The organism is Citrobacter sp. Awk 4, from assembly GCF_028069725.1.
Classification (GTDB): domain Bacteria; phylum Pseudomonadota; class Gammaproteobacteria; order Enterobacterales; family Enterobacteriaceae; genus Citrobacter_D.
Genome location: NZ_JANEWG010000027.1, coordinates 41,565 through 65,106, shown reverse-complemented (window position 1 = coordinate 65,106; position 23,542 = coordinate 41,565). Strand labels below are relative to the sequence as shown.

Here is a 23,542-nt window from a genome sequence, read left to right as displayed (position 1 = left end):
GTGTAAACCCAGACTACTTGATAATCTTTATGATTATGCCGAATATACTCACTTAAAGCTTTGCAATTACCTGCATAATCAGGTACGCTTTTAAATATAATTCTTTTTCTATTTTTCGGTAGAAAACCATTTAATATCGAAATTGCACCCTTTATAATCCTTTTTAATTTTTTATTCATTTTAGTGATTTAACCACTTCTATAATTTCTGTCGTTGATATGGATGGTGTTCTTGGAAGATATATTACTTCACAAACGTCTTTGACCCAGTCAAAACGCCCTAACCAATCATCCCCCATAACCAGAACATCAGCCTGATACTGAAGAATGTATTCTTTTTTTAATTCTAACGATTCTTCAATGAAGACTTCAGAGACAAATTTTAGGGAGTTAATTATCTTACATCTGGCATCCTGAGAATATACTGGATAACGGCCTTTTTTACTGTAGTTCAAGTTATCTGAGCTAACGCCAACAATAAGATAGTTCCCTAACTCTGCAGCACGCTCCAGAATATTCACATGCCCAACATGAAAAACATCAAAAGTACCAAATGTAATAATTCTCTTCATAGTATTCTCACAAAATTTGCACGCTACCGCCCCTGGCTTAACAGCTACCAGCGCACTGCGTACATTCTAAAGACGTTTACAAGCCGCGCCATTTCAGGCTAGGCTCTCAAAAACTTAAACACTAATTGTCTTACCAAACGCTTTCGGAAACAAGGAAAATTCGACAAATTCCTGATGATTTTTTACCATCTAACTTATTGTTTTTACTTGTTTTTCATAAAGCAAAACGGCAGAAACATCCAATTAGCATCAGCACCGCTGCCCGGAATGTTCTCTGCCGTTATCATTTTTTACCGTCAACTACACTCAACAATCTGAAGTGTTTTATTCGCTCAGCAACTTCTCAATGCTCTTACGGAACTTCGGCCCTTCTTTCAGGTTACGCAGTCCATACTTCACAAATGCCTGCATATAGCCCATTTTTTTACCGCAGTCATAGCTGTCACCGGTCATCAGCATTGCGTCAACGGACTGTTTTTTCGCCAGTTCTGCAATCGCGTCAGTCAACTGGATGCGCCCCCAGGCACCGGGTTCCGTTTTTTCGAGTTCAGCCCAGATATCCGCAGAGAGGACGTAACGGCCCACCGCCATCAGATCAGAATCCAGCGTTTGCGGCTGATCCGGTTTTTCGATGAACTCAACGATGCGGCTCACTTTACCTTCATTATCCAGTGCTTCTTTCGTCTGAATAACAGAATACTCTGAAAGGTCGCCTTTCATGCGCTTCGCCAGCACCTGGCTACGACCTGTTTCATTGAAGCGGGCCACCAGGGCAGCCAGGTTATAACGTAGTGGGTCAGCACTGGCGCTATCGATGATAATGTCCGGCAATACAACAACAAATGGGTTGTCGCCGATAACCGGGCGCGCGCAAAGAATAGAATGACCCAAACCGAGAGGCTGAGCCTGGCGCACGTTCATGATCGTTACACCCGGAGGACAGATGGATTGTACTTCCGCCAGCAACTGGCGTTTTACTCGCTGTTCAAGGAGCGATTCTAATTCGTAGGAGGTGTCGAAGTGGTTCTCGACCGCGTTTTTGGACGCGTGAGTGACCAGGAGGATCTCTTTAATGCCAGCAGCCACAATCTCATCGACAATGTACTGAATCATCGGTTTGTCGACAATCGGCAGCATCTCTTTGGGGATTGCCTTGGTGGCAGGCAACATGTGCATACCCAGACCCGCTACCGGAATAACTGCTTTCAAATTCATCATTATTTCATCCACCTGTAAAATGGTTGCTGAATTATAGCTCTTTAGCATGTTTTAGCCAGCATGAATTCCATGCTGGCTCTGTTGAGGATGTTACGCCGCTTATCCAGAGAATGCAGTAGCCATAATCTGAAGAATAGAGTTGTGTTTTCAGGAATGTACATAAAACTATCGCCCCTGCCCCGGCAGTCTGAAATTGATATCCTCAACATTGACCACCTGATGATCGATGCTGTCGATATCTGCCGAACTCTGTCCCTTTTCGTTCACCGCATGCACGTTGGCCAGAGACAACAACGTGTCCTGTTTGGCCATAAACTTCCCTCTCACGTCTTTGCGCAGGTCAAAGTGCATTTTCAGCGCAGGCCCTGTGGAAGATATTTGCATCACATTGATATTACGTAAAAAAAGATGCTGCGGCTTATTATGCAACTCCAGCGTCGCTCGCTTCATCTCAATGTTAGTGAGTGCCACAAACGAGGTCGCGTTTCCGGAAGAGATTTGAATGCCGCGTAGCTTCCAGGCAAGATGGGTATTATCGAGATGAATATCATTCAATTTGAAATTTTGCGGAATGGATAAATATCGACCTTTGACCACACCGTAGCCAATAAGCATTCCAGCACAATTCACCATATCAATATTATCAATCACAAAGTTATCACAACCATAAATTGCCACAGTGGCATTATCTATCCCTGCTTTCTTACTGAAATCTGGTGTGATATTCCGGGCCTTTACATTACGAATGATAAAGTGCTTGCCATTCTCAACATGGACAAGTTGCCGACAATCTGAGCCGGTGATATTCGCCACCACAAAGTTTTTCACCGTTTGCTTTTCCGGGTAGCTATTATCGTAGGTGCTTCCCGCTAACCCAATGCCGATCCCCCAGTTAATCTTGCCGTTAGTACAGTTGATACGTTCAATGACATGATCCGAAATCAGAATATTGCGATCGTTGATCGCCACATTCCATTCAATCGCATCGCCCTGTAGGTCACTGAAATGGCAATGGGTGATCCGCGCGCCGTCAACCTGATTATGGAATCCCTGGCGCAAAATGGCATAGTTCGCCTGCGTCACCGTGATGTCATCAATAAGCAGATTGCGCATAATCCGCGGTTTTTTGCCGCCAATATAGATCTGGGTTACCGGCGCAAAACCACTCATGGCAATTCCCTGGATAACACAGTCCGAGCCGCGCACATCCAGTGTAATGTTATGCAGGCTACCGCCCCCCTCCCCTGTGACCTGGCAGCCGTCCTGTAACACAAACCGCCCTTTGCCGTTGCCACTTAGCCGACCAACGACGTGCAGCGTTTTACCGGCAGGGATGAAGATCCCCGTATTGATGTTTTTGCACACCACGCCAGCAGGCACCACAACGGTTTGCGCGTCGTTGAAGGCACGCCTGAACGAGGCGACCCAGTCCTGCGGATTGTACTCATCGATATTGACGCTCTTTCGGGGCGCAGCGGCGCGAACAAGCGGAGTACGGAGGATGGGAAGAGCGGCAAGGATGGAGCCTGCCGCCAGAAAGGTACGTCGGGAGAGGGTTTTCTCAGGCATACAACCTCAATTTACATCGTTTGCAGCAGGCTGGAGAGCTGAAGATTGATCACCTGCTGGTTAAAATCAGACTCAATTTTTTCACGGGCACGTTGCACCACTGGCCTGAGTGCATCACCGTCGATTCGGCTAAACGCCGCCAGTTGTTCGGCCAGCGCCGGGGCGTCGTTTTCAGGCACCAGCCAGCCGGATTTCCCCGCCTCCACCAGTTCCGGGATCCCGCTATGCACGGTCGAGATAACCGGGATACCGACCGCCATCGCTTCCATCAATGCCACGGGAATACCTTCCATATCCCCGTCCGCGCCTGTAATCGAAGGCAGCAGAAAGACATCAGCCTTGTCGAGCATTATTTTGACGTCATGGCTGGGTTTAAAGCCGGGCATCTCAATCACATCATCCAGTTGGTACTGCTCGATAAGCGTGCGCAGGCGTCTTTCCCACGGACCGATTCCCAGAATGCGATAACGGAAATCCACGCCGCGCGCTTTCAGCAGGCGGCAAGCTTCAATAGCGACATGCAGTCCTTTTTTCTCGGTGAGACGGGCAACCGAAATAATCTCCAGTGGCGTAGAGGGCGTTGTAATCGGCCGATGGGTAAACCGCGCCATATCCACCCCCATGCGTGATACCGCGATTTTCTCCGGCGGACAGCCCATTCTTTTTAGGCGAGCGGCCCATAAATCACTGATAGGCAACATGAGATCACCACGCTGAAACAGTTGCTGGTACTCGGGCGTATAGTGGTTGAGCACTTCCCGGCTCGAGATATCAATGCCGTGGAAAACAGTGGCAATCTTGCCGTTGATCACCCCAAGCTCGCGCAGTTTCGCCGCCGTTACCCCCGCAGGTCCAAAGTGGGCGATAAAGACATCCGCCTGAAACGGTGTCGTGACCTGAGCACAAATAGAAGAGAGGATCAGGTTGCGCGACTCTGCACCGTAGCGGGAAACGTTAAGCGCTTTCCATGTCGGCGCACGATGAAGTCCCGGTAACGTTTTGCTTGCGCGATGACGCAGCTTTGCAAGGCGTCCCGTCGGTTCATCCTGCAACCAGCGGGTTTTGGCTTCCAGGTCATATTTCGTCCATGACGTGTGCGTATTGCGCAAATCCCCCTTCTGCAGCGCGACAATGTCTACTTCAAACCCCATGTCGATAAACGCGGTGATTTGGTTAAGCACAAAGGTCTCCGAGGACAACGGGAATTTAAGTAAAAAGAAGCTGACCTTCATTTTCCCTCCCTGATACGCGCGAGCACCGATTCCACCATCCGTAACCCCTGTTCACGCTCACGCGTCACGGCGGCAGAAACCCGCGTGTTCAGTTCCGGCAACTGCCCCAGCGTATCGGCCACCATCGTTGTCAGACTGCCATCCAGGAGATGGCGAATATCGATGGCCATCTCCGGCAATCCCAGTTGCTGCATGATCCCCGCCGACTTATGTTCGTAGTTGATGGCAATGGCCGGGGTGTCAAAGTTCATCGAGATAATCGCGGAATGCAGGCGTGTTCCTACGGTCAGTTCGCAGGCGGCAAGAATTTTTCCCATCTCCAGATCGTTCAGTTCGTCCATCACCACGTGGTAGCGCGACGGATCGCTGACATACTGGCGTAAATTCAGCGCCACCATACGGTCATCTTTGTTGTAGCTGTCGATCCCGGTACAGGTTGAGAGTGCAATCACCTGATACCCTTCCTCCAGAATGCGATTCACAACCCCGGCGAACGCCTGCTCATAGGCCTGTTGCGTGGTGCCCAAACGTTTATCAAACGGCGCCAGTTCGCGCAGCGTGATAGCCACTGTCTTCTGCTTTGCGGCGACGTCCAGCCAGTGTTGCACCGTGTAGGCTGGTTCAAAATCGTCATGATGACGTTCTACCAGCCATGCAGTGTCTACGCCGGATTCCACTTTTGCCGTCGTGATGTCGCTACGTTTCATCAGTTCAAGGCTTACCGCTTCGCGCAGGATCAACGCATCACACTGGCCAAAAACATAGTTCGCCAGTCGGTTGAACTGTTCGTCCTGGAACGGGCCGACGCTGTGACCCACCATATACAGCGGTTTTTTCGCCATGAACGTACACAGCGCATGCTCAAATTGCGGTACGCCGTAGAGATCGACAAAAAACGATCCGCCCACCTGAATAATCGCGTCGTAACCCGACAGCAGACGAACAAAGTCCGTAAAACCCTGGGCAATCGCGATATTGCGCAGCTTGCCGGTATCCGTGACGCGTGAAAGCAGAACCTGATGTTGATAACGGCGGCGCAGCACTTTTTTCACCCGACCCATCATGCCTGCCGCGCTGTTGTGCTGCTTCATTTGCAGCCAGATAGGATCGCCCATCACCGGGCGATTGAGTAACCAGGAAGAACTCACCGGATAACGGCTCATCACGTCGACTTCCGCGTCGGGCTCCAGGCGATGAATGGCATCCAACAGGCCGCGTAAAATCGCACTGTCGCCACGGTTGCCGCAGGTATGGTTGCCCAAAATTAATAATTTCATTTGTTACCTCAAATATTCATTGCCGGATGTCGGCGGCTGTTGCCTTATCCGGCCTACAGCGTTATTTCCCGGTCCGATAACCGAAGCGCCATGCGTCCCGTAGGCCTGATAAGCGCAGCGTCATCAGGCATGGTTTGCCGGATGGCGGCGGTAAGGTTCACCCTGCGCGTAGCAGTGTTTTCATTTTTTCGCTGCGACAAAACTGGCGCTTGATTTCCACCACTAACGGATGGCGCGACGCCACGATCATCACGACAAAGGCCAGCGCGCCCGCAGCAATTTGCGTGGCCAGCAATAGGCCGAGCGGCAGATGCCCCTGCAACGCAACGCCCAGGCCATAACTCAGCGCCAGCGTCGGTAAAGAGAGATAAAACGGTAGCCACAAGCTCAGGATGTACTGACGATAGCTGGAGCCCAGCACCGGTTTGATCATCACGAAATAACTCAGCACCGTATTGATGATTTGCACCAGCAGAAATCCCAGCGTGACGCCGATAGCGCCCGCCAGATGACCACCGACGACAATGGCCGGAATAAACAGACAGGTTTTGAACACATTGAATTTAAAGCTGATATCGACGCGCGCTTTCGCCATCAGCAGCGAGCCTATCGGATTGCCAACGGAACGCAGCAGTCCCACCACGCACAACAACTGCATAACCGGAACAATGCTGCTCCACTTCTCACCGAAGACCAGCGGTACAAAATTGTTCGACACCACCATCAGGCCGAGCAAGGCGGGGAAGTTAATGATCCCTACCACCGACAACAGCTTGTAGAAGTTAATCCGCAACTTTTCGGTGTCGTCCTGAATTTTGGCAAACGCGGGAAACAACACGCGGGTGATGATGGGGTTGAGTTTCATCGGCGGAACGACCGCCACGTTGTACGCCAGGTTGTACCCCCCCGCCACGCCTGCGCCAAGAATGCGCGCCAGCACCAGAGTTGAGAGATTGGTATTCACATAATTGATGATGCTGTCTGCCGTCAGCCACGCGCCAAAACGTAAATTCGATGAGACGGATGCCAGCGAAAAGTGCAGTCCTGGGCGATAGATTTTGCGGCCAAAATAACCAAACAGCAGCGTACGGACCGCGCTGTTGACCAGATAGCCAAGGATCGCGGTTAACGCCCACGGCCAGAAATGGGCGCTGACCACCGTAAAGGTAAACCCCGCCAGTACCGAACTGGTCTCGATCATGCCAATCTTGTTGAACTCCAGCTCCTTTTGCATCAGCGCGCGGAACTGCTGCCCATGCGGGGTAACCACAAATGCCAGCGACAGGGTTTTGATTAATGACGCCAGATCGGGGTTATTCAGCACATTGCCAATCACGTCGCTGAGCAGAAACACCGCCACGCACACCACCAGCCCCAGACCGACGTTGAGCCAGTACAGAGTGGTCAGTTCGAGGTGGCTTATCTCTTTACGCTGGATAATCGAGTTAGCAATGCCAAAGTCCGAGAGAGTATCGGCCAGCGCAATAATCACCAGCGAGACGGTCAACAGACCAAACTGATGGTTGTCGATAATCCGCGCCAGTACCGTCATCTGAATCAGTCCCAGACCGATAATGACGACAGTTGCCATCGCCGACCACCTGGCGCCACTGAGGGTTTTTTCGCGTAAACTCATCATCGTTCCTCAGTAAGCCGCTTTGTTCACAAAACCCTTAAACACAGTCAGGAAGACGATCTTGATGTCGAACCACAGGCTCCATTCACGGATATACTCCAGATCAAACTCAACCCGCTTTTCCATCTTCTCTAATGTGTCGGTCTCACCGCGCCAGCCGTTGATTTGCGCCCAGCCGGTAATGCCCGGTTTCACCTTGTGCCGCAGCATGTAACCCTCGATAAGCTGGCGATACTGCTCGTTGTGCGCCACCGCATGCGGTCGTGGCCCTACGATCGACATGCCGCCCGTCAACACGTTAATAAACTGTGGTAACTCGTCCAGTGAGGTGCGGCGCAGAAAATTGCCCACCGGGGTGACGCGGGGATCGTTTTGCGTTGCCTGAGTGACCACCGCATCGTTTTCCATCACTTTCATGGAGCGGAATTTCCACACCTTGATCGGTTTGCCATCCATGCCGTAGCGCGTCTGGCGGAAAATAACCGGGCCGGGAGAGGTCAGCTTGACCGACAGCGCAATGCAGCACAGCACCGGAGAAATCAACAACAGGATCAGCGACGCCAGCACTATGTCTTCAGCACGTTTAAGCAGACGATTGATGCCCGAGAGCGGCGTGTCATACAGCGGCACCACCGGCACGCCACTCACCTCTTCGATGCGGGAATGCAAAATATTGAAGGTAAAGACGTCAGGGATAAGGATCACCGAACAGGTGGTGTCGGCCAGTTCTCGTACCAGTTTTTTCACCCGTGCGCCGTCACACATCGACATGGCGATATAAACGTTATGAATGCGTGACGCTTTGGCATCCTCCACCAGTTGTCGCAGATTGCCCGCCCAGTTCGCTGACACACCGCCCGGTTTAGCGTCGTGATAAACGCCGACCACATCAAAGCCCAGCCACGGTTCGTTGCGAAAACTCTCCAGCAACGCCTGACCAGCAGGCAAATCGCCCGCCACCGCCACCCGCCGTTTGTTGTACCCACGATGGCGCAACCAGCCTGCCCCGTAGCGAATCAACGAACGACAGACCACCAGCCCAACGCTTGAAAGCAGATACCACGCCAGCCAGGCCGCGGGACGGTTCTCAACGTCGTTATTGAAGGCGATTAAACCGGCGCTGAACACCAGGCTCAGCGTCCAGTTACGTAGCAACAGCGCCAGTTCCGTCGACATTTTGACGCCGCGCCAGGAGCGGTAAAAATCCGTGATGCCTCCCAGCATCTGGAACACCACCAACGTAATTAAGGCCACCAACAGGTGCATATACAGAAATGGCAAGCCGCTCACCTGACAGACGACCCACAGCCCGCCAAACATCAGGGTGATATCTGAAAAGCGTTGCACCATAGAGATTAACGATGCATTGGTTTTGGCTCGCTCGCGCGTTTTTAGATTTGTCATCGTTGTTCCTGTTCTTAGCCCTTATCCAGGCATTCCCTGACTGGATAAGAGAAGCACTGACATTACTGATTCAACAACGCCAGCAGCGTGCGCGTTCGCGCTTCCATCAGCGGAATATCGCCACGCGATTCCACGTTAAGGCGCACCACCGGCTCGGTGTTTGACGAGCGCAGATTGAAACGCCAGTCGGCGAACGACATGCTGATACCGTCGGTTCTGTCCACCGCCAGCGCCTCGCGTGCAAAGTGCTGTTCAACGCGGCCAATCGCCGATACCGGCTCTGCCAGCTGGCTGTTAATCTCCCCGCTTGCCGGATACGCCACCATCCGGTCGCGCACCATTTCACCCAGCGACTGTCCTTTAAGACACACCAGTTCAGCCACCAGCAGCCACGGGATCATCCCGCTGTCGCAATAGGCAAAATCACGGAAATAGTGATGGGCGCTCATCTCGCCGCCGTAGATGGCATCTTCCTGCCGCATCCGTTCTTTGATGAACGCATGACCGGTTTTCGACATCACCGGCGTGCCGCCCGCCGCCGTCACCACATCAACAGTGTTCCAGGAAAGACGCGGGTCGTGGATGATCTTCGCCCCCGGATGTTTCTCCAGAAACGCCTCTGCCAGCAGGCCGACGATGTAGTAGCCCTCAATAAACTGTCCGGTATGGTCGAAGAAGAAGCAGCGGTCGAAATCACCGTCAAACGCAATGCCCATGTCCGCGCCATGCTCAAGCACCGCGTTGCAGGTATCCGCACGACACTCCGGCAGCAGCGGATTCGGAATACCGTTCGGGAAGTTGCCGTCCGGCGTGTTGTGGACTTTGATGAACTCAACCGGTACGCCGAGCGTTTTAAAACGTGCTTCAATGGCGTCTACCACCGGACCCGCCGCGCCGTTGCCCGAGTTAATCACCAGTTTCAGCGGGGTGATGTTGTTGACGTTGATATAACCGAACAGATGATCGAGATAGGCGTCACGCAGGCTAATTTGTGTGTAGCTGCCGCGCTTCGCGTCGTTCACCGCCGCGAAGTCATTCGCTTCGGCCAGACGCTGGATATCGCGCAGCCCTGTGTCGCCGCTGATCGGCCGGGCGCCCTCGCGCACAAGCTTCATGCCGTTGTAGTCCATTGGATTGTGACTGGCCGTCACTTCAATGCCGCCGTCCACACCAAGATGGAAAGTGGCGAAATAGATCTCTTCGGTGCCAGACAGGCCAATATCCAGTACGTCAACACCGGCATCCTGCAATCCTTTCGCCAGCGCCAGTTTTAGCGCCTGGCTGGTCAGACGGACGTCGCCGCCCAGCACGACCGTTTTCGGTTTCAGAAACTCGCCATAAGCGCGACCAATACGCCATGCGATCTCTTCGTTAAGCTCTTCGCCCAGCCTGCCGCGAATGTCGTAGGCTTTAAAGCAGGTTAGTTTCGTCATGTTTTTACCCTTCTTCAGGCAACAGTTAGCCCTGACCCGTTAATGGCCAAAATTGTTATTGTTGTTTTTTGCCGGATAGTGATCCGGCGGTCATTGCCTGATGGCGAAGCTCCGCGTCTTATCAGGCCTACACCCGCCCGTAGCGATCCTCAAACCGCACCACGTCGTCCTCTTCGAGATACGAGCCGGAGCGCACTTCGATTAAATCGAGCGGTATTTTTCCCGGATTCTCCAGGCAGTGAGTTGCGCCCAGAGGAATGTAGACAGACTCGTTTTCCGCGAGCAGTTTGACGTCACCCTCAATGGTGACTTTTGCGGTACCCGCCACCACAACCCAGTGTTCGGCGCGGTGATGGTGCATCTGCACAGAAAGTCCTTCGCCCGGCTTCACGGTGATCCGTTTCACCTGGTAGCGATCGCCCGCATCGATGGAATCGTATTTACCCCACGGACGGTACACTTCACGGTGAATATGGTGCTCGTGGCGTCCGTCGGCTTTGATCTGTTCCACCACTTTTTTCACATCCTGTACCGCGTTACGGTCAGCAATCAGCACCGCATCCCGGGTCTGCACCACCACCAAATCCTTCACGCCGACGGTGGTAACAAGGCCAGACTCGGCATACACATAGCTGTTCTCGGTTTTGTGGCTGATCACATCGCCGTGGTGGACATTGCCTTCCGCCGTATGCGCGCTGATCTCCCATAGCGATGACCACGACCCCACATCGCTCCAGCCCGCATCCATCGGGAGAACCACTGCATCCGCCGTGTGCTCCATCACCGCGTAATCCACCGACTCTTCCGGGCAGGCGAGAAACGCCTCTTCATCCACACGGATAAAATCGAGATCGGGGTCAACAGCACTCATCGCTTTCTCGCACGCGTCAAAAATATCGGGACGGTATTTTCTTAACTCCTCGAGATAGCGCCCCGCGCGAAACAGGAACATGCCACTGTTCCAGTAGTAGTCGCCGCTTGCCACCCACGACTTTGCGGTCTCGAGATTGGGTTTCTCAACAAATTGCGCGACGTCAAACGCGACGGCATCGTGCATGCCAGGAGTGACATTACCGCGACGGATATAGCCATAACCGGTTTCCGGCAGATCCGGCACGATCCCAAACGTCACCAGTTTGCCCGCATCGGCGTACGGCATGGCGCTGCGCACCGCTGTGCGAAATGCCTCTTCATCGGCAATCACATGATCGGCCGCCAGTACCAGCATCAACGGGTCGCTATCCGGACTGGAGCGCGTTGCCGCCAGCGCCGCCAGCGCAATGGCGGGGGCGGTGTTACGCCCGGCCGGTTCGAGAATGATATTCTCGGTCAGCTTGCCCAGCTGTCGCAGTTGTTCCGCGACGATAAAGCGGTGTTGCTCATTACAAATCACCACCGGGCTTTCGCACTCCACGCCGTTCAAACGACAAATAGTCGTTTGCAGCATCGTGAGATCGCCCTTCAGGCATAAAAACTGTTTTGGATAAAGTACGCGGGAAAGCGGCCACAAGCGGCTACCGGAGCCACCCGCCATCACGACCGGATAGAGTTTGGTCTGATTCATTTTTTAATCCCGAATATCTGCAATAAATTGACGTAACACGTTCTCTTTATCGAGCGTGCGTTCGGCATAGTCACGTGCCACCGTGTTGTTTTCGGGCATGGCGAGCGCTTGCGTAATTCCGTTTACCAGCGCGTCGACCGATTCAGGCTCCACGCAAACGGCGATACCCGGATAACTGTTGCAGAGCTGACCCAGTTCGGTCTGTGCTTCTGCGGTAATCACCGCATTGCCGCCCACCGCCAGAATATTGGTCAGTTTGGAAGGCAGAACCGCATCCGCCGCGCCACGCTTTTGCACCACCAGATGGCAGTCGCCCATCTTCAGCAGCGCGGGTAAGGCGTCATATGACTGAAGCGGGAAGAATTTCACGTTGTTGAGGCCGCGTTCACGGGCTATTTTTTCCAGCCGCGCTTTGCCGCCGCCCTGACCGACAATCGCAAAAATGAGCGGCTGTTCGCGCAAACGGAGCGCCGCTTCAATCACGTTTTCCAGCCCCTGTTTTTCGCCAATGTTGCCGGAGTAGAGAATGATTTTGTGATCAATCGGGAGTTCAAGCTGCGCGCGCAGTGTGCGGACATCGTCGTCGCAAACGTCGCGAAAACGGGCAACTTCCGACCAATTTGGAAAGAATATAATCTTCTCTGCCGCCACCCCTTTTTCCTGCGCTTTATTCATCATTGAGCGGGAGATGGTGGAGACGTTGTCAACGTGATGCAGGCCGCTGCGTTCAAACGCCGTTGCCAGCCTGGCGACTTTGCCATGCTTGCCCTTCCCGGCCAGACCCAGGCCGAGCATCGCGTCCACTTCGTAATCCTGAATATGCAGCAGCGTGCGGGCGCCAGAGAGTTTTGCCAGCAGACGCATCCCCGGAGTGCAAAACAGCGTGGGCACCACGCCAATGATGCGATCCGGTTTCCAGCGCCGTTGCGCCAGTAACGGGAAAAAGCTGCTCAATGCAAAGCTGCCCAAATGCAGCAGGCGCTTCAGCGTTGACGGTTGTGCCGGTACGTACAGCGGGCAGCGCCAGACGGTGGCATCACCCTCTTCCCGGCGATAACGCCAGGATGAGTAGCGTTCGCCGACTTTCCATTGCGGGTAGTAAGGTGGCGCAGTGATAACCCGCACTTCATGGCCTTCACGCGCCATCCATTCGACCATCTCGCCAGTGTATTTGCCAATACCGGTCAGTTCAGGCGAGTAGTTGATTCCATAAACGAGGATTTTCATAAGCCCGGCTCCCCGGCCTGGCGTTCCGGCATAAAATAGGCGCGAGTGTTGTCATGCACGTCGGCGCTTGCCAGCAGCGCTGCTGGCGTCAGCCAACGGTAGTCGTCATGCTGAGTGTCAGGCAGATGCAGATCGGCCTCACACACCTTCAGGCGAAAACCGAGCACCACATAGTGCGTGGTGAAACCGGCGCCGGAAAAGTTGTCGTCATAGAAGTGCTGCCAGACGCCATAAAATTCGCCGGCGGACATCGGCAAACGTAAGCCCAGTTCAGCCTGCGTCAGGCGTTCAAAGGCCGCGTGCAGCGGCTCATCTTTTTGCACCCGACCGCCTGGTACAAACCAGTCGCCCTGTGCGGGCCGGTTGAGGCGTTTGCCCAGCAGAAATTCTCCCCGCGCGTTTTCCACAATCAAATCAATGGAAATCAACGGAGTGGAGCGCACCACGGTGGCAAAATCGTCCTGACGTAAAAACATGCTTACCCCCGAAACCGCTGCTGGTTCTCAAGGAACCACTGGTAGGTACTGGCGAGACCCGCTTCCAGCGCGATCTCGTGATACCAGCCAAGCTGATGCAGACGGGTTACGTCGAGCAGTTTGCGGGGGGTGCCATCCGGTTTTGTGGCGTCAAACACCACGCGACCTTTGTAACCCACCACCTGCGCGATGGTTTGCGCCAGCTCGCGGATGGTGCAATCCACGCCGGTGCCGACGTTGATGTGCGACAGCATCGGTTGGGTATTCTCCTGCCAGACTTCGCGGTCAAGTTCCATCACATGGATGCTGGCCGCCGCCATGTCATCCACGTGCAAAAACTCACGCATCGGCGTACCGCTGCCCCACACCACCACATCCGCCGCATTCTGTACCGTCGCTTCATGGAAACGACGCAGCAGCGCCGGGATCACGTGCGAATTGCCCGGATGGAAGTTGTCATGTGAACCGTACAGATTGGTCGGCATCACCGAACGATAGTCGCGGTGATACTGACGGTTGTAAGACTCGCACAGCTTGATCCCGGCAATCTTGGCGATGGCGTACGGCTCGTTAGTTGGCTCAAGCGTTCCCTGCAACAGTTCGCTTTCCGCCATCGGCTGGGTCGCCAGTTTTGGATAAATGCAGGATGAGCCGAGGAACAGCAGCTTATTGACGTTATGCAAATGCGCGGCATGGATGATGTTGCTCTCTATCATCATGTTTTCATAAATGAAATCAGCCGGGTACGTATTGTTCGCCACAATACCCCCCACCTTCGCCGCCGCCAGATACACTTGATCGAGACGTTCGTCGGCAAAGAATGCCTGCACTGCTTTGCTATCCAGCAGATTCAGCTCGTCGCGGGTGCGCAATACCAGTTCCACATCGCCGCGCTGTTCCAGCTGTCTGACAATGGCAGACCCCACCATCCCGCGATGGCCCGCCACAAAAATACGTTGTTTCATCATCCTCATGACTCCAGCGCGATGGCAACCTCGTAACCATGAGATTTCAGCAGTGAGTGCTTCTTCGCTGCTTCCAGATCGTTTGCGACCATCTCTGACACCATCTGCTGCAGGGTAATCTCCGGCTTCCAGCCCAATTTTTGGTGTGCGCGGGAAGGATCGCCCAGCAGGGTTTCCACTTCCGCAGGGCGGAAATAACGCGGGTCAACCGCCACAATCACATCACCGGCTTTAACGCCTGGCGCATCATGACCGGTCACTGAGACGACGATACCTTTTTCGTCCACCCCTTCCCCTTCGAAACGCAGTTTGATCCCCAGTTGTCCCGCCGCCATTTCAACGAACTGACGAACGGAGTACTGCACGCCGGTGGCGATCACGAAGTCTTCCGGTTTCTCCTGCTGCAACATCATCCACTGCATTTTGACGTAGTCTTTGGCATGGCCCCAGTCACGCAGGGAGTCCATGTTGCCGAGGTACAGGCACTTCTCCAGCCCCTGGGCGATATTGGCGATCGCGCGGGTAATTTTGCGGGTCACGAAGGTTTCGCCACGGCGCGGAGATTCATGGTTAAACAAAATGCCGTTACAGGCGTAGATCCCATAGGATTCACGGTAGTTGACGGTTATCCAGTAGGCGTACAGTTTGGCCACCGCATACGGAGAACGCGGATAGAACGGCGTGGTCTCTTTCTGCGGGATCTCCTGGACCAGGCCATACAGCTCAGAGGTGGAGGCCTGATAGAAACGCGTTTTCTTTTCCAGACCGAGGAAGCGGATCGCTTCCAGCAGGCGCAGCGTCCCCATCGCATCGACGTCAGCGGTATATTCCGGCGATTCAAAAGAAACCGCGACGTGGCTCATCGCCCCCAGGTTGTAGACTTCGTCCGGCTGCACTTCTTGCAGAATGCGCGTCAGGTTGGAGGAGTCTGTCAGATCGCCATAATGCAGATGGAATTTCGGGTTGCTGGCGTGAGGATCCTGATAGATGTGATCCACACGCTCGGTGTTGAATGACGATGCGCGGCGCTTGATACCGTGCACCTCGTAGCCTTTCTCCAGGAGAAGCTCCGCCAGGTAAGAACCGTCCTGCCCGGTGACGCCAGTAATGAGAGCGACTTTTGACATGTCTGTTTTCCTTCTGTACTGATTAGAAATTATTCAGCCTGAACGCGTTCGCGTATCACCACTGCCGGATTGCCACGACAAATCACGTTTGCCGGTAGCGATTTAAAAACACTGCTGCGCGCACCGACCACGGTGCCGTCGCCGATGGTGATGCCAGGGGCAACGAAAACATCCGTCGCCAGCCAGCATTTCTCGCCAATCACAATGGGTGTGGCGTTAATATCAAAATGTTGACTGCGGTGATCGTGACTACCGGTGCATAAATAACTTTTCTGCGAAATAACAGAATGCGCACCTATCGTAATATCACCCAGCGTATATAAAACCGCGTCATCTCCGAGCCAGACGTAATCCCCCAGAGTTAATTTCCACGGGTATGTAATGGTAACGGATGGACGGATGACTACGTTTTTTCCTATTTTTGCGCCGAATAAGCGTAATAAAAAGGCGCGCCAGCGATACATTACCTGTGGCGACCACGCAAATAATGTCGCCTGTACCGCCCACCATAATTGTACTTTGATTGCACTGGCGCCCCTGAACCCTTTTGGCACAGAAAAACCACTGAGGTCCTGCATCACATCTCCTTATATTTACGTTTTGTGATATAAGGTTTTCGTTTTACCCGTTGTGCGCAGGCGTAAATGCCATGACAATTCAGCCCAAAAACCTGGCACGCGTAAAATCTGACGCTGTACTTTTTTCGCATCCCGGCATAATTCCAGATTATTCGTAGTGGACACTCCACCCATTGAAAATTCCGATACCAGGCCGTTCAGTTTTTTAAAGGCGTATCCGCTCTTATACATTTTGGCGGCCAGCGCATAATCGGAAGAAACCTTATATTGCAGATCATATCGCCACACTTTCAGACCACTCACCGGAAAAAATATCGCCTGATGACTTGCCGGTAAGCTGTGATAAATATACCAACCGGGTTTCGCGCTACGTTTTATTTTATGACCGTCGCCAAAATCCAGCAGCGCATCGCCGATAATCATCCGGTCATCTTTTTGTGATTGCAGCTGGCGGACGAAACGGGCGGCCTGCGGATGAAAAATATCGCCGGAGTTGAGGAACAGCGCAAAGCGGCCGCGCGCCATCTCAATCCCTTTATTCATCGCATCATAGATACCGTTATCCGGCTCGCTGACAAAGCGTAAGTGGTAATCCCCGTTCAGGTTTTCGAGAAATTCACGGCTTCCGTCGTTTGAACCGCCATCCACCACGATCCACTCGAAGCTGATATCGTTCGCCTGGGCCAGATGCGTTAATGACGCATGCGTTCTGACGATACCTTCCCGATTACGAAAGGCGACGGTGATAATACTGAGCAACATGTGAATGACCTCGTAACATTACGCCTGATGACTCAGACGCTAAGCGCTTTACGCAAAATAAACGGACACACAATTAAAAATGCATATTCCGGACTGAATATCGAACCGGTAAAAAACAGTGACAGCGGTGTAAAAAGATAAAGCTGCACCCGAAAATTCTGATTATCGCCAAACGCATTCAATGTCATTTTTAAGACTTTCCACATGTACCACAGCGTCAATAACACCGCGAACCAGGAAAAATAAATAATCAGCAGATACAACCCATTGTCTATTGTTTTACCGACATCTGCACCGTTAAAAATTCCGAATGATGCAACATATTCATAAAGTGAGCCAAATCTGATAACACCATCAATATGGCTCAACGAATAACCCACCATCACTAACGGACCGATAATACGATAATACGATGATGAACCTTCAGTACCTAAATCACCAAGGCGGGTCGAGATGTAAGGAAATGCAAATATCAACCCGACCAAAAACACAGCTAATGAGATTATCGCCAGTGGCAATTTTTTCTTTATCGCGTCCTTATTCAGATACTGAAATGCCCACTCCAGTAAGTAAAACAGAATAAATGTCATTACCCCTGAAAACGATCCTGATAATATTATCCCTGCCAGAATCATAGCATCAGTTTTAGGTGTTTTGATACCAAACTGTTTGATGCTGAGCCAAATTGAGATTAACGCCAGAGCAAAAAATGCGGGCTCGAAATACAGTGCAGTCGTTCGCTTACCGCCGAATTTAATAAAATTCAGAACATAGCTATTACTGTAAATAAGATATTTCGAAATTCCTTCCATTAAACTGCTGCCGCCGGTGAGAATGATCTGCGCCATTTCGGCTGCGGCGAGCAGCACGACCAGTGCCACCACCAGGTAGAAAAAACGCAGGATCTTACCGTAGTTGTGCGGTGAAATCGTTTTGAAGCGAATACTCCATACCATGCCGATAATGATGACGATATAGACAAACAGCAGGGTTGACGTCACGTACTTGCTGGCATCCAGCGACTGACCAAACAGATAGTTAAACGCCGTCAGCCCTGCCCCTATGCCTAACGCTATCATCAGTTTTTTGAGGTTGATGCGTTCCACAAACAACAACAGCAGAACCGGCAGAAAGGTGACGATGGTGATGGGAAAACTTTCGCCCAGCTGCGCAATTTTAACGTTAACCAACAGATAGATAAGCGGTAGCAGCAGATAACTACAGATTCTGATAGAACGAGACATACTCCTCCAGCATCTGATCTCCGCTGTACGCCGCGCGGCTACGTTCACGAAACGCGGCAAGCGTAGTGCCGAATACCGCCTTCGCGATCGCTGATTTGCTCAACTGCGCCAGCCGTATTACCTCCTCTTCGGAGACGGTTTTCCCCCCTGATTTTTGCAAGACTTCCCGTGCGGCCTCGCTGTGAGTCGCGATAACCGGCACGCCGATGGACAGCGCCTCGCAGAGGATCAGCGGATAGTTGTCGACCCGGGAACTGAACAGCAACGCATCCATCTGGTTGAGGGCACTCATTAGCGTCCCTTTATCCGTTTCAAAACCGTGGTTAATGACGTTTGCCCCGGCAAACGGCGAAAACTTACCGAAGGTGTGCAGTTCCACCTTGTCGCCCAGCGCCATCAGCTCACGGACTAGCCGTTGATTGGTTTTACCGTCATAACGTAAGTCGTGCGCGACAATAGCAATTTTCGGACAGCCCTGGGTTTCAACGACCGGAGGCAACGTTGAGAGAATCGCTTCGGTTGCTACATCAATACCGTTATTGATGACCCGGCAACGTCCTGCGCCATACAGACTATTGAACGCCTGCGCCACATGCTGGCTGGGAGAGATAAACTGGCAGCCCAGCGCCAACATTTCGCGAATCAACTGGCGCTTTTCGTCCACCAGTTCATGCGCGCGATCCACCTTGACCGGCGGATAGTTACTCAGTGTTGGGCATTTTTGACAGCCCGACTTCCACCCCTCACAGCCGTCGGTAAACGCGCAACGCCCGGTGACGCTCCAGTGATCGTGCAGCGTCCACACCAGCGTCACGTCGGGTTTGTGGTATTTGACCTTTTCACAGAATGCCACCACCCCGGCAAGATTCAGCCAGTAGCTGTGCAACACATGAAAGTGCAGCACCACGGGGCCCGGAGTGCGGGTTACGCTGCGGTACACCGTATTCAAATTGCCGAACAGATCGCGATTGAACAGACGAAACAGTGCAATATTCGCCATCGAGGTCAGACGCGGCGTGTGCTTGATGACGTGCGGGTAGTGGTGATGGCTAACGCTTTTCTTGCCGCCTTTGCCATAGCCATACACAAAACGAGAGGTCAGCCCTTTTTGTAACGCGCGCTGGTGAAGATCCAACGCCACGCCCGCCGCGCCGCCTTCCGCCAGCCGCACATTAAATTGCAGAATGTTCATTTTATGACCCTCACGCGCGCTTTCTCGCCCACCACCAGCGCATTGTCCGGGATGCTGTCGAGCACCACGCTGCCTGCGCCAATCGTCACGTTGTGACCAATGGTGATGCCGCCGAGCAGAATGACATTGGCGCCCAGGTCCACGCCGTTGCCAATCACCGGACAGGCCATATTGTCAGCACCGCGATTCCCGATAGTGACGCCGTGGCGAAGGGTAAAATCGTCGCCCGCGATCACATTCTTGTTAATCACCACCGCATAACCATGATGAATGGTGAATCGGCGGCCAATGGTGGCTGCTGCTTGTATTTCATAACCGAAAAAACCTTCGGTAATGATGCGGTACAGCACCAGTACCGGGGCTGCCCACAGATTGTTCAGTACGTTCTTTTTGCGCCAGACGGAGCAGAAATGGGCGACACGATACGCCAGTACCATGCAGCACGGACGCAGGCTCCAGCTGTTTGCGCGTAAATCTTCCAGCATGCTTAGCGCCCCCGCAGTCCGTCAGCCAGACGTTTGCCGTTGCGTACGGAAAGGAGCGTCAGCAACGTGCGCCATGTCATGCGTTTGTTGCGGATCTGATACAACGTAAACAGCTGGTACTTTTTGCTGGCCCGGTCGAATTTGTCTTTGTGCTTGCGGTAAAAGTGAAAGTAGCCGGAGAATTTTTTCGGCGATGAGGTGATCTGCATCTCGCCGTGATTGATGTGCAAAATTTGCGTCGCTTCTTCTACTTTCCACGGCTCGCCGTATTCGACGACCATGCGCAGAAAAATGTCATAATCCTGCGCCGCCGAAAGCGACGTATCGAACAGGCACTCTTTAAAACGCCACGCCCCGGTAAACACCTGATTGCCAATAATGTTGCGCTTGTAGAATAAGCGGCGCGAGTACGGCGATTTGGGGTACAGCGGCAAACTGGCAGGCTGCGAGTAGACCTCCCCCTCACAGACATAGTCATTGGCATATAAAAAGGCGTGCGTTACCAGTTGATGCGCGTGTTCAAGGAAGACGCTGAGACGGTTCGGCGTCCATTCATCATCATCATCAATCCCGGTAATGTAGGCGCCATTGGCCTGCATGATGGCCTGGTTGCGCACGGCGCAGGCGCCGGAATTGACGTCGTTGTGAATATAACGCACCCGAGGATCATTCAGCTCTTCAACAAATTTCTGCAACTGTTCCCACGAGGTAGAACAATCATCCACGATTATCATCTCCCAGTGACGGTAATCCTGACGCAAGACCGATTTAATCGCCCGGATGGCGAGCTGTTGCCGATTCCAGGTTGGCATATAAATTGAAATCAATGGATTGTCTGTTTTCATGCTCATTTTCCAAGAAGTATTACCTGATGGCACAGCGTGCAGGCCGGATAAGGCGTTTACGCCGCCATCCGGCAGCTATGCCTGATGGCGCTTTGCTTATGAATTAGCAGGCCACTCACGATTTTTTATTTTGAATCCGACGTGTATTCGTACTCGTAGTAACCGTAATCCTGGTACCCGGAGGCCCGGCGGAATATGGAGTTGAGGATCACGCCTTTGACCGGAACCCCATTTTGTTCAAAGCGGCTCAGGCTGGTTTCCACCTCTTTCAGCGTGTTGACGGCGTAACGCGCCACCATCAGCGTGGTACCGGCATGACGCCCCACAATCGCGGCGTCAGTCACCGCGAGGATCGGCGGCGTATCAATCAACACAAGGTCATAGTTCGCGCTGGCCCAGCGAATCAGCTCGCCGAAACGTTCGCTCATCAATAACTCGGAGGGGTTGGGCGGGACTTGCCCACGCGGAATAAGATCGAAATGGGGGATGGAGGTCGGCTTCGCACTGCTGGCGACCTCCCCTTTTCCCGCCAGAATATCGGACAGCCCATTCACATTATTGGTACCAAGCAGCTCATGGGTGTAGCCCTTGCGCATGTCGCAGTCGATCAGCAGTACGCGTTTATGGGTCTGGCTGATAACCGCCGCAAGGTTGGCGCAGACAAACGTTTTGCCGATGGAAGGACTCACGCCCGTCAGCATCAGCACATTGTTTTGCGCCTGCATCATGGCGAAGTGCAGACTGGTACGCAGGCTACGCACCGCTTCAATCGCCAGATCAGTGGGGTTGCCCACCGCCAGCAACTGACTCTGCTTGTAGCGCTTAACGCCTTTCACGGTTTTGACGTTATCGTGCGCTTTTTGCCACTCAGACAGTGGAATGCTGGCATAGACGCTGATCCCGTTCTCTTCCAGCACCTGCGGGCTTTCAATGCCACGGTGAAGCAGTGCGCGCAGCAGAACGCCAACGATGGAAAGCATCAGGCCGAGAATAATACTGCCGAGGATAATCAGCGCTTTCTTCGGTTTCAGCACACCGGGCTGCGCGATGGCCGGGTCGACGATCCTGACATCGCCTACCGTGCTGGCCTCCGTGATTTTCAGCTCCTGCTGTTTATTCAGCAGTTGCATATAAACCTGCTGACCGGATTCCACGTCACGCGTCAGACGCACAATTTCCTGCTGCGTTTTCGGCATCGCCGTCACGCGGCCATTTAGCTTGTTTTTTTCCTCTTCCAGCGCGTTGCGTTTTTCCAGCAATGTGCGGTAAGCCGGATGCGCTTTGGTGTACAGCTTGGAGATTTCCGCCTCTTTGAACGTCAGTTCGTTCAACTGGGCATCGATGTTGACCATCGAATCCAGCACCGCTTTCGCTTCCAGCGGTAAATCGACCGAATCTTTATCCTGGCGGAAGGCGTTCAGTTTGTTCTCAGCGATATCCAGACGACCACGCACTTCAGGCAACTGTTTTGCCAGGAACACCAGGCTTTTGGCCGCCTCTTCGGATTTGCGCGCAACATTTTGCTGCAGATAGTTGCGGGTGATGCTGTTAAGAATGTCGCGGATCTGATCCCGGTCTTCCCCGGTAAAACTGAGGCTTAATACGCCAGTATCTTTCCCGTTTTCCGTCACCGTCAGGTTGTTTTGCAACGTGTTGATCATCCCCAGAGTGGAGAATTTCGTCACCGTAAATTCGCTGTCTGGCGCGGCCTGAATTGCGCTAACGTTGAGGGTAACGCCCTCTTTGCTCAGCAATTGTCCCACCTGACCCCGTGCGCTAAAACCGCCGTCGCTGGTCAGTTCATAGCTGTTGTCGCTCAGAACGCGCAGGGTAAACACCTGCTCATTCATCTCCTTTGGGCGGGTGAACGTGGTCACTTTTACCGTGTCGTTATGACGCCCCATCAGGCGATCCCAGCCGGTGCCAAACAGCGGAAAGCTGTTTTTGGTGACGGCGATATCCAGGTTCAGATCGTCCACTGTCTTTCCCAGCACCAGCCGCGACTGAATAAGCTGGATTTCTGCGTCTGACGCTGGCGGTTTATTCGACAGCGCCGAGCCAATATCCTGGACCAGCGAGTTGCCGTTATTTTGCTCAATTTGTACCAACGCATCGGCACTGTAGATAGGCGTAGCGAAAAGAGTGTAAATGCTGGCGCACAGCGCAAACGCCGCCGTGATGCCCAGAACCCACCAACGCGCCTCAATAACGATCCCCACCAGACGACCGATATCAATCTCATCATTGCCCGTTACCGGTGCCGCAGCCTGTTTTACTTTTTCTGTCATTGTTTTCCCTGCTCTGCATTCAGTGCCTGCGCCCACTGGCGGGCAGACCGTTCAAGGAGTGAGTACACCGCTTCAAACGCATCACGACTTTTGCGATACGGATCGGGTATTTCACGTTCACTATCCCAATGACCAAACAGCATCACTTTGCCGCGCATCTCCGGCGCTATCTCGCACAAGCGGGCAATATGACGTTTCTCCATAGTCAGAATCAGGTCGTAGTCACGACACATACGGCCAGAAATCTGCCGCGCGCAGTGCCCTTCCAGAGAGAGGTTATGCGCCTTCGCGACGCTGAATGCCGACGGGTCGGCCCCATGACCAGACAGCGCCCCCAAACCGGCAGATTCCACCGTCAGCGCGGGGTGATAACTTTTCAGCAAACGTTCTGCCGTTGGGGAACGGCAAATGTTCCCCACGCAGACCACTAAGATTTTGTTAAACATGAC

22 protein-coding genes are annotated in these 23,542 nt (G+C 53.1%); all 22 read right to left on the bottom strand.

Annotated features, from left to right (window positions below; translation table 11 throughout):
- The coding region (locus tag NNO04_RS22890) for a CDP-glycerol glycerophosphotransferase family protein (protein WP_442870736.1) at positions 1-179 on the bottom strand (179 nt) is incomplete at its 3' end.
- Positions 176-571, bottom strand: coding sequence for an adenylyltransferase/cytidyltransferase family protein (locus NNO04_RS13175; RefSeq protein ID WP_271445043.1), 396 nt, complete (start codon positions 569-571; stop codon positions 176-178). The genes NNO04_RS22890 and NNO04_RS13175, both read right to left, overlap by 4 nt.
- Positions 572-895: 324 nt before the next feature.
- On the bottom strand, positions 896-1,789 hold the full coding sequence (gene galF, locus NNO04_RS13170; protein ID WP_271445042.1) for a GalU regulator GalF: 894 nt from the start codon (positions 1,787-1,789) through the stop codon (positions 896-898).
- Positions 1,790-1,954: 165 nt separating this feature from the next.
- Positions 1,955-3,358, bottom strand: a complete 1,404-nt coding sequence (wcaM, locus tag NNO04_RS13165) for a colanic acid biosynthesis protein WcaM (protein WP_271445041.1) — start codon at positions 3,356-3,358, stop codon at positions 1,955-1,957.
- A gap of 11 nt (positions 3,359-3,369) precedes the next feature.
- Positions 3,370-4,590 carry a colanic acid biosynthesis glycosyltransferase WcaL gene (wcaL, locus tag NNO04_RS13160; protein ID WP_271445040.1) on the bottom strand — a complete coding sequence of 407 codons (1,221 nt, stop codon included), beginning with the start codon at positions 4,588-4,590 and terminating at the stop codon, positions 3,370-3,372.
- A complete protein-coding gene (wcaK, locus tag NNO04_RS13155) occupies positions 4,587-5,867 on the bottom strand; it encodes a colanic acid biosynthesis pyruvyl transferase WcaK (RefSeq protein ID WP_271445039.1) in 1,281 nt (426 codons plus the stop codon). The genes wcaL and wcaK overlap by 4 nt, the downstream gene beginning before the upstream one ends.
- Before the next feature lie 157 nt (positions 5,868-6,024).
- A complete protein-coding gene (gene wzxC, locus NNO04_RS13150; RefSeq protein ID WP_271445045.1) occupies positions 6,025-7,503 on the bottom strand; it encodes a colanic acid undecaprenyl disphosphate flippase WzxC in 1,479 nt (492 codons plus the stop codon).
- Positions 7,504-7,512: 9 nt separating this feature from the next.
- Complete coding sequence (gene wcaJ, locus NNO04_RS13145; RefSeq protein WP_271445038.1) at positions 7,513-8,907, bottom strand: undecaprenyl-phosphate glucose phosphotransferase; 1,395 nt, start codon at positions 8,905-8,907, stop codon at positions 7,513-7,515.
- Between the two features lie 62 nt (positions 8,908-8,969).
- The gene (cpsG, locus tag NNO04_RS13140) at positions 8,970-10,340 is read right to left on the bottom strand and encodes a colanic acid biosynthesis phosphomannomutase CpsG (protein ID WP_271445037.1); all 1,371 of its coding nucleotides are present in this window, start codon (positions 10,338-10,340) and stop codon (positions 8,970-8,972) included.
- Between the two features lie 127 nt (positions 10,341-10,467).
- The gene (gene cpsB, locus NNO04_RS13135; protein WP_271445036.1) at positions 10,468-11,904 is read right to left on the bottom strand and encodes a mannose-1-phosphate guanyltransferase; all 1,437 of its coding nucleotides are present in this window, start codon (positions 11,902-11,904) and stop codon (positions 10,468-10,470) included.
- A 3-nt stretch (positions 11,905-11,907) separates the two neighbouring features.
- Complete coding sequence (gene wcaI, locus NNO04_RS13130; protein WP_271445035.1) at positions 11,908-13,131, bottom strand: colanic acid biosynthesis fucosyltransferase WcaI; 1,224 nt, start codon at positions 13,129-13,131, stop codon at positions 11,908-11,910.
- Positions 13,128-13,607, bottom strand: a complete 480-nt coding sequence (locus NNO04_RS13125; protein WP_271445034.1) for a GDP-mannose mannosyl hydrolase — start codon at positions 13,605-13,607, stop codon at positions 13,128-13,130. Before NNO04_RS13125 ends, wcaI begins: the two co-directional genes overlap by 4 nt.
- A gap of 2 nt (positions 13,608-13,609) precedes the next feature.
- Positions 13,610-14,575 (bottom strand): GDP-L-fucose synthase, encoded by a 966-nt coding sequence (fcl, locus tag NNO04_RS13120; protein ID WP_271445033.1) that lies wholly within the window; start codon positions 14,573-14,575, stop codon positions 13,610-13,612.
- A 2-nt stretch (positions 14,576-14,577) separates the two neighbouring features.
- Complete coding sequence (gene gmd, locus NNO04_RS13115; protein ID WP_271445032.1) at positions 14,578-15,699, bottom strand: GDP-mannose 4,6-dehydratase; 1,122 nt, start codon at positions 15,697-15,699, stop codon at positions 14,578-14,580.
- 29 nt (positions 15,700-15,728) lie between these two features.
- Entirely contained in the window at positions 15,729-16,277 is a 549-nt protein-coding gene (gene wcaF / locus NNO04_RS13110; RefSeq protein ID WP_271445031.1) for a colanic acid biosynthesis acetyltransferase WcaF, read from the bottom strand.
- Between the two features lie 15 nt (positions 16,278-16,292).
- Positions 16,293-17,039: a colanic acid biosynthesis glycosyltransferase WcaE gene (gene wcaE / locus NNO04_RS13105; protein ID WP_271445030.1), complete on the bottom strand. Its 747-nt coding sequence runs from the start codon at positions 17,037-17,039 to the stop codon at positions 16,293-16,295.
- 32 nt (positions 17,040-17,071) lie between these two features.
- Positions 17,072-18,283, bottom strand: coding sequence for a colanic acid polymerase WcaD (wcaD, locus tag NNO04_RS13100; protein WP_271445029.1), 1,212 nt, complete (start codon positions 18,281-18,283; stop codon positions 17,072-17,074).
- Positions 18,258-19,475: a colanic acid biosynthesis glycosyltransferase WcaC gene (gene wcaC / locus NNO04_RS13095; protein WP_271445028.1), complete on the bottom strand. Its 1,218-nt coding sequence runs from the start codon at positions 19,473-19,475 to the stop codon at positions 18,258-18,260. The genes wcaD and wcaC overlap by 26 nt, the downstream gene beginning before the upstream one ends.
- Positions 19,472-19,960, bottom strand: a complete 489-nt coding sequence (wcaB, locus tag NNO04_RS13090) for a colanic acid biosynthesis acetyltransferase WcaB (protein WP_271445027.1) — start codon at positions 19,958-19,960, stop codon at positions 19,472-19,474. The genes wcaC and wcaB overlap by 4 nt, the downstream gene beginning before the upstream one ends.
- A 2-nt stretch (positions 19,961-19,962) precedes the next feature.
- Positions 19,963-20,805, bottom strand: a complete 843-nt coding sequence (wcaA, locus tag NNO04_RS13085; protein WP_271445026.1) for a colanic acid biosynthesis glycosyltransferase WcaA — start codon at positions 20,803-20,805, stop codon at positions 19,963-19,965.
- A gap of 125 nt (positions 20,806-20,930) precedes the next feature.
- Positions 20,931-23,093, bottom strand: a complete 2,163-nt coding sequence (gene wzc / locus NNO04_RS13080) for a tyrosine-protein kinase Wzc (protein WP_271445025.1) — start codon at positions 23,091-23,093, stop codon at positions 20,931-20,933.
- Positions 23,090-23,539 carry a low molecular weight protein-tyrosine-phosphatase Wzb gene (gene wzb / locus NNO04_RS13075; RefSeq protein WP_271445024.1) on the bottom strand — a complete coding sequence of 150 codons (450 nt, stop codon included), beginning with the start codon at positions 23,537-23,539 and terminating at the stop codon, positions 23,090-23,092. The genes wzc and wzb overlap by 4 nt, the downstream gene beginning before the upstream one ends.
- Positions 23,540-23,542 lie beyond the last annotated feature (3 nt).

Bases quoted from the DNA above. Each gene is read 5' to 3' on its own strand.
- wzb (WP_271445024.1), bottom strand. From the start codon at position 23,539: ATGTTTAACAAAATCTTAGTGGTCTGCGTGGGGAACATTTGCCGTTCC.
- wzc (WP_271445025.1), bottom strand. From the start codon at position 23,093: ATGACAGAAAAAGTAAAACAGGCTGCGGCACCGGTAACGGGCAATGAT.
- wcaD (WP_271445029.1), bottom strand. From the start codon at position 18,283: ATGTCTCGTTCTATCAGAATCTGTAGTTATCTGCTGCTACCGCTTATC.
- wcaB (WP_271445027.1), bottom strand. From the start codon at position 19,960: ATGCTGGAAGATTTACGCGCAAACAGCTGGAGCCTGCGTCCGTGCTGC.
- wcaM (WP_271445041.1), bottom strand. From the start codon at position 3,358: ATGCCTGAGAAAACCCTCTCCCGACGTACCTTTCTGGCGGCAGGCTCC.
- wcaC (WP_271445028.1), bottom strand. From the start codon at position 19,475: ATGAACATTCTGCAATTTAATGTGCGGCTGGCGGAAGGCGGCGCGGCG.
- cpsG (WP_271445037.1), bottom strand. From the start codon at position 10,340: ATGACGAAACTAACCTGCTTTAAAGCCTACGACATTCGCGGCAGGCTG.
- wcaL (WP_271445040.1), bottom strand. From the start codon at position 4,590: ATGAAGGTCAGCTTCTTTTTACTTAAATTCCCGTTGTCCTCGGAGACC.
- cpsB (WP_271445036.1), bottom strand. From the start codon at position 11,904: ATGAATCAGACCAAACTCTATCCGGTCGTGATGGCGGGTGGCTCCGGT.
- NNO04_RS13175 (WP_271445043.1), bottom strand. From the start codon at position 571: ATGAAGAGAATTATTACATTTGGTACTTTTGATGTTTTTCATGTTGGG.
- wcaI (WP_271445035.1), bottom strand. From the start codon at position 13,131: ATGAAAATCCTCGTTTATGGAATCAACTACTCGCCTGAACTGACCGGT.
- NNO04_RS13125 (WP_271445034.1), bottom strand. From the start codon at position 13,607: ATGTTTTTACGTCAGGACGATTTTGCCACCGTGGTGCGCTCCACTCCG.
- wcaJ (WP_271445038.1), bottom strand. From the start codon at position 8,907: ATGACAAATCTAAAAACGCGCGAGCGAGCCAAAACCAATGCATCGTTA.
- wcaE (WP_271445030.1), bottom strand. From the start codon at position 17,039: ATGTTGCTCAGTATTATCACCGTCGCCTTTCGTAATCGGGAAGGTATC.
- wzxC (WP_271445045.1), bottom strand. From the start codon at position 7,503: ATGAGTTTACGCGAAAAAACCCTCAGTGGCGCCAGGTGGTCGGCGATG.
- gmd (WP_271445032.1), bottom strand. From the start codon at position 15,699: ATGTCAAAAGTCGCTCTCATTACTGGCGTCACCGGGCAGGACGGTTCT.
- wcaA (WP_271445026.1), bottom strand. From the start codon at position 20,805: ATGAAAACAGACAATCCATTGATTTCAATTTATATGCCAACCTGGAAT.
- wcaK (WP_271445039.1), bottom strand. From the start codon at position 5,867: ATGAAATTATTAATTTTGGGCAACCATACCTGCGGCAACCGTGGCGAC.
- wcaF (WP_271445031.1), bottom strand. From the start codon at position 16,277: ATGCAGGACCTCAGTGGTTTTTCTGTGCCAAAAGGGTTCAGGGGCGCC.
- fcl (WP_271445033.1), bottom strand. From the start codon at position 14,575: ATGATGAAACAACGTATTTTTGTGGCGGGCCATCGCGGGATGGTGGGG.
- galF (WP_271445042.1), bottom strand. From the start codon at position 1,789: ATGATGAATTTGAAAGCAGTTATTCCGGTAGCGGGTCTGGGTATGCAC.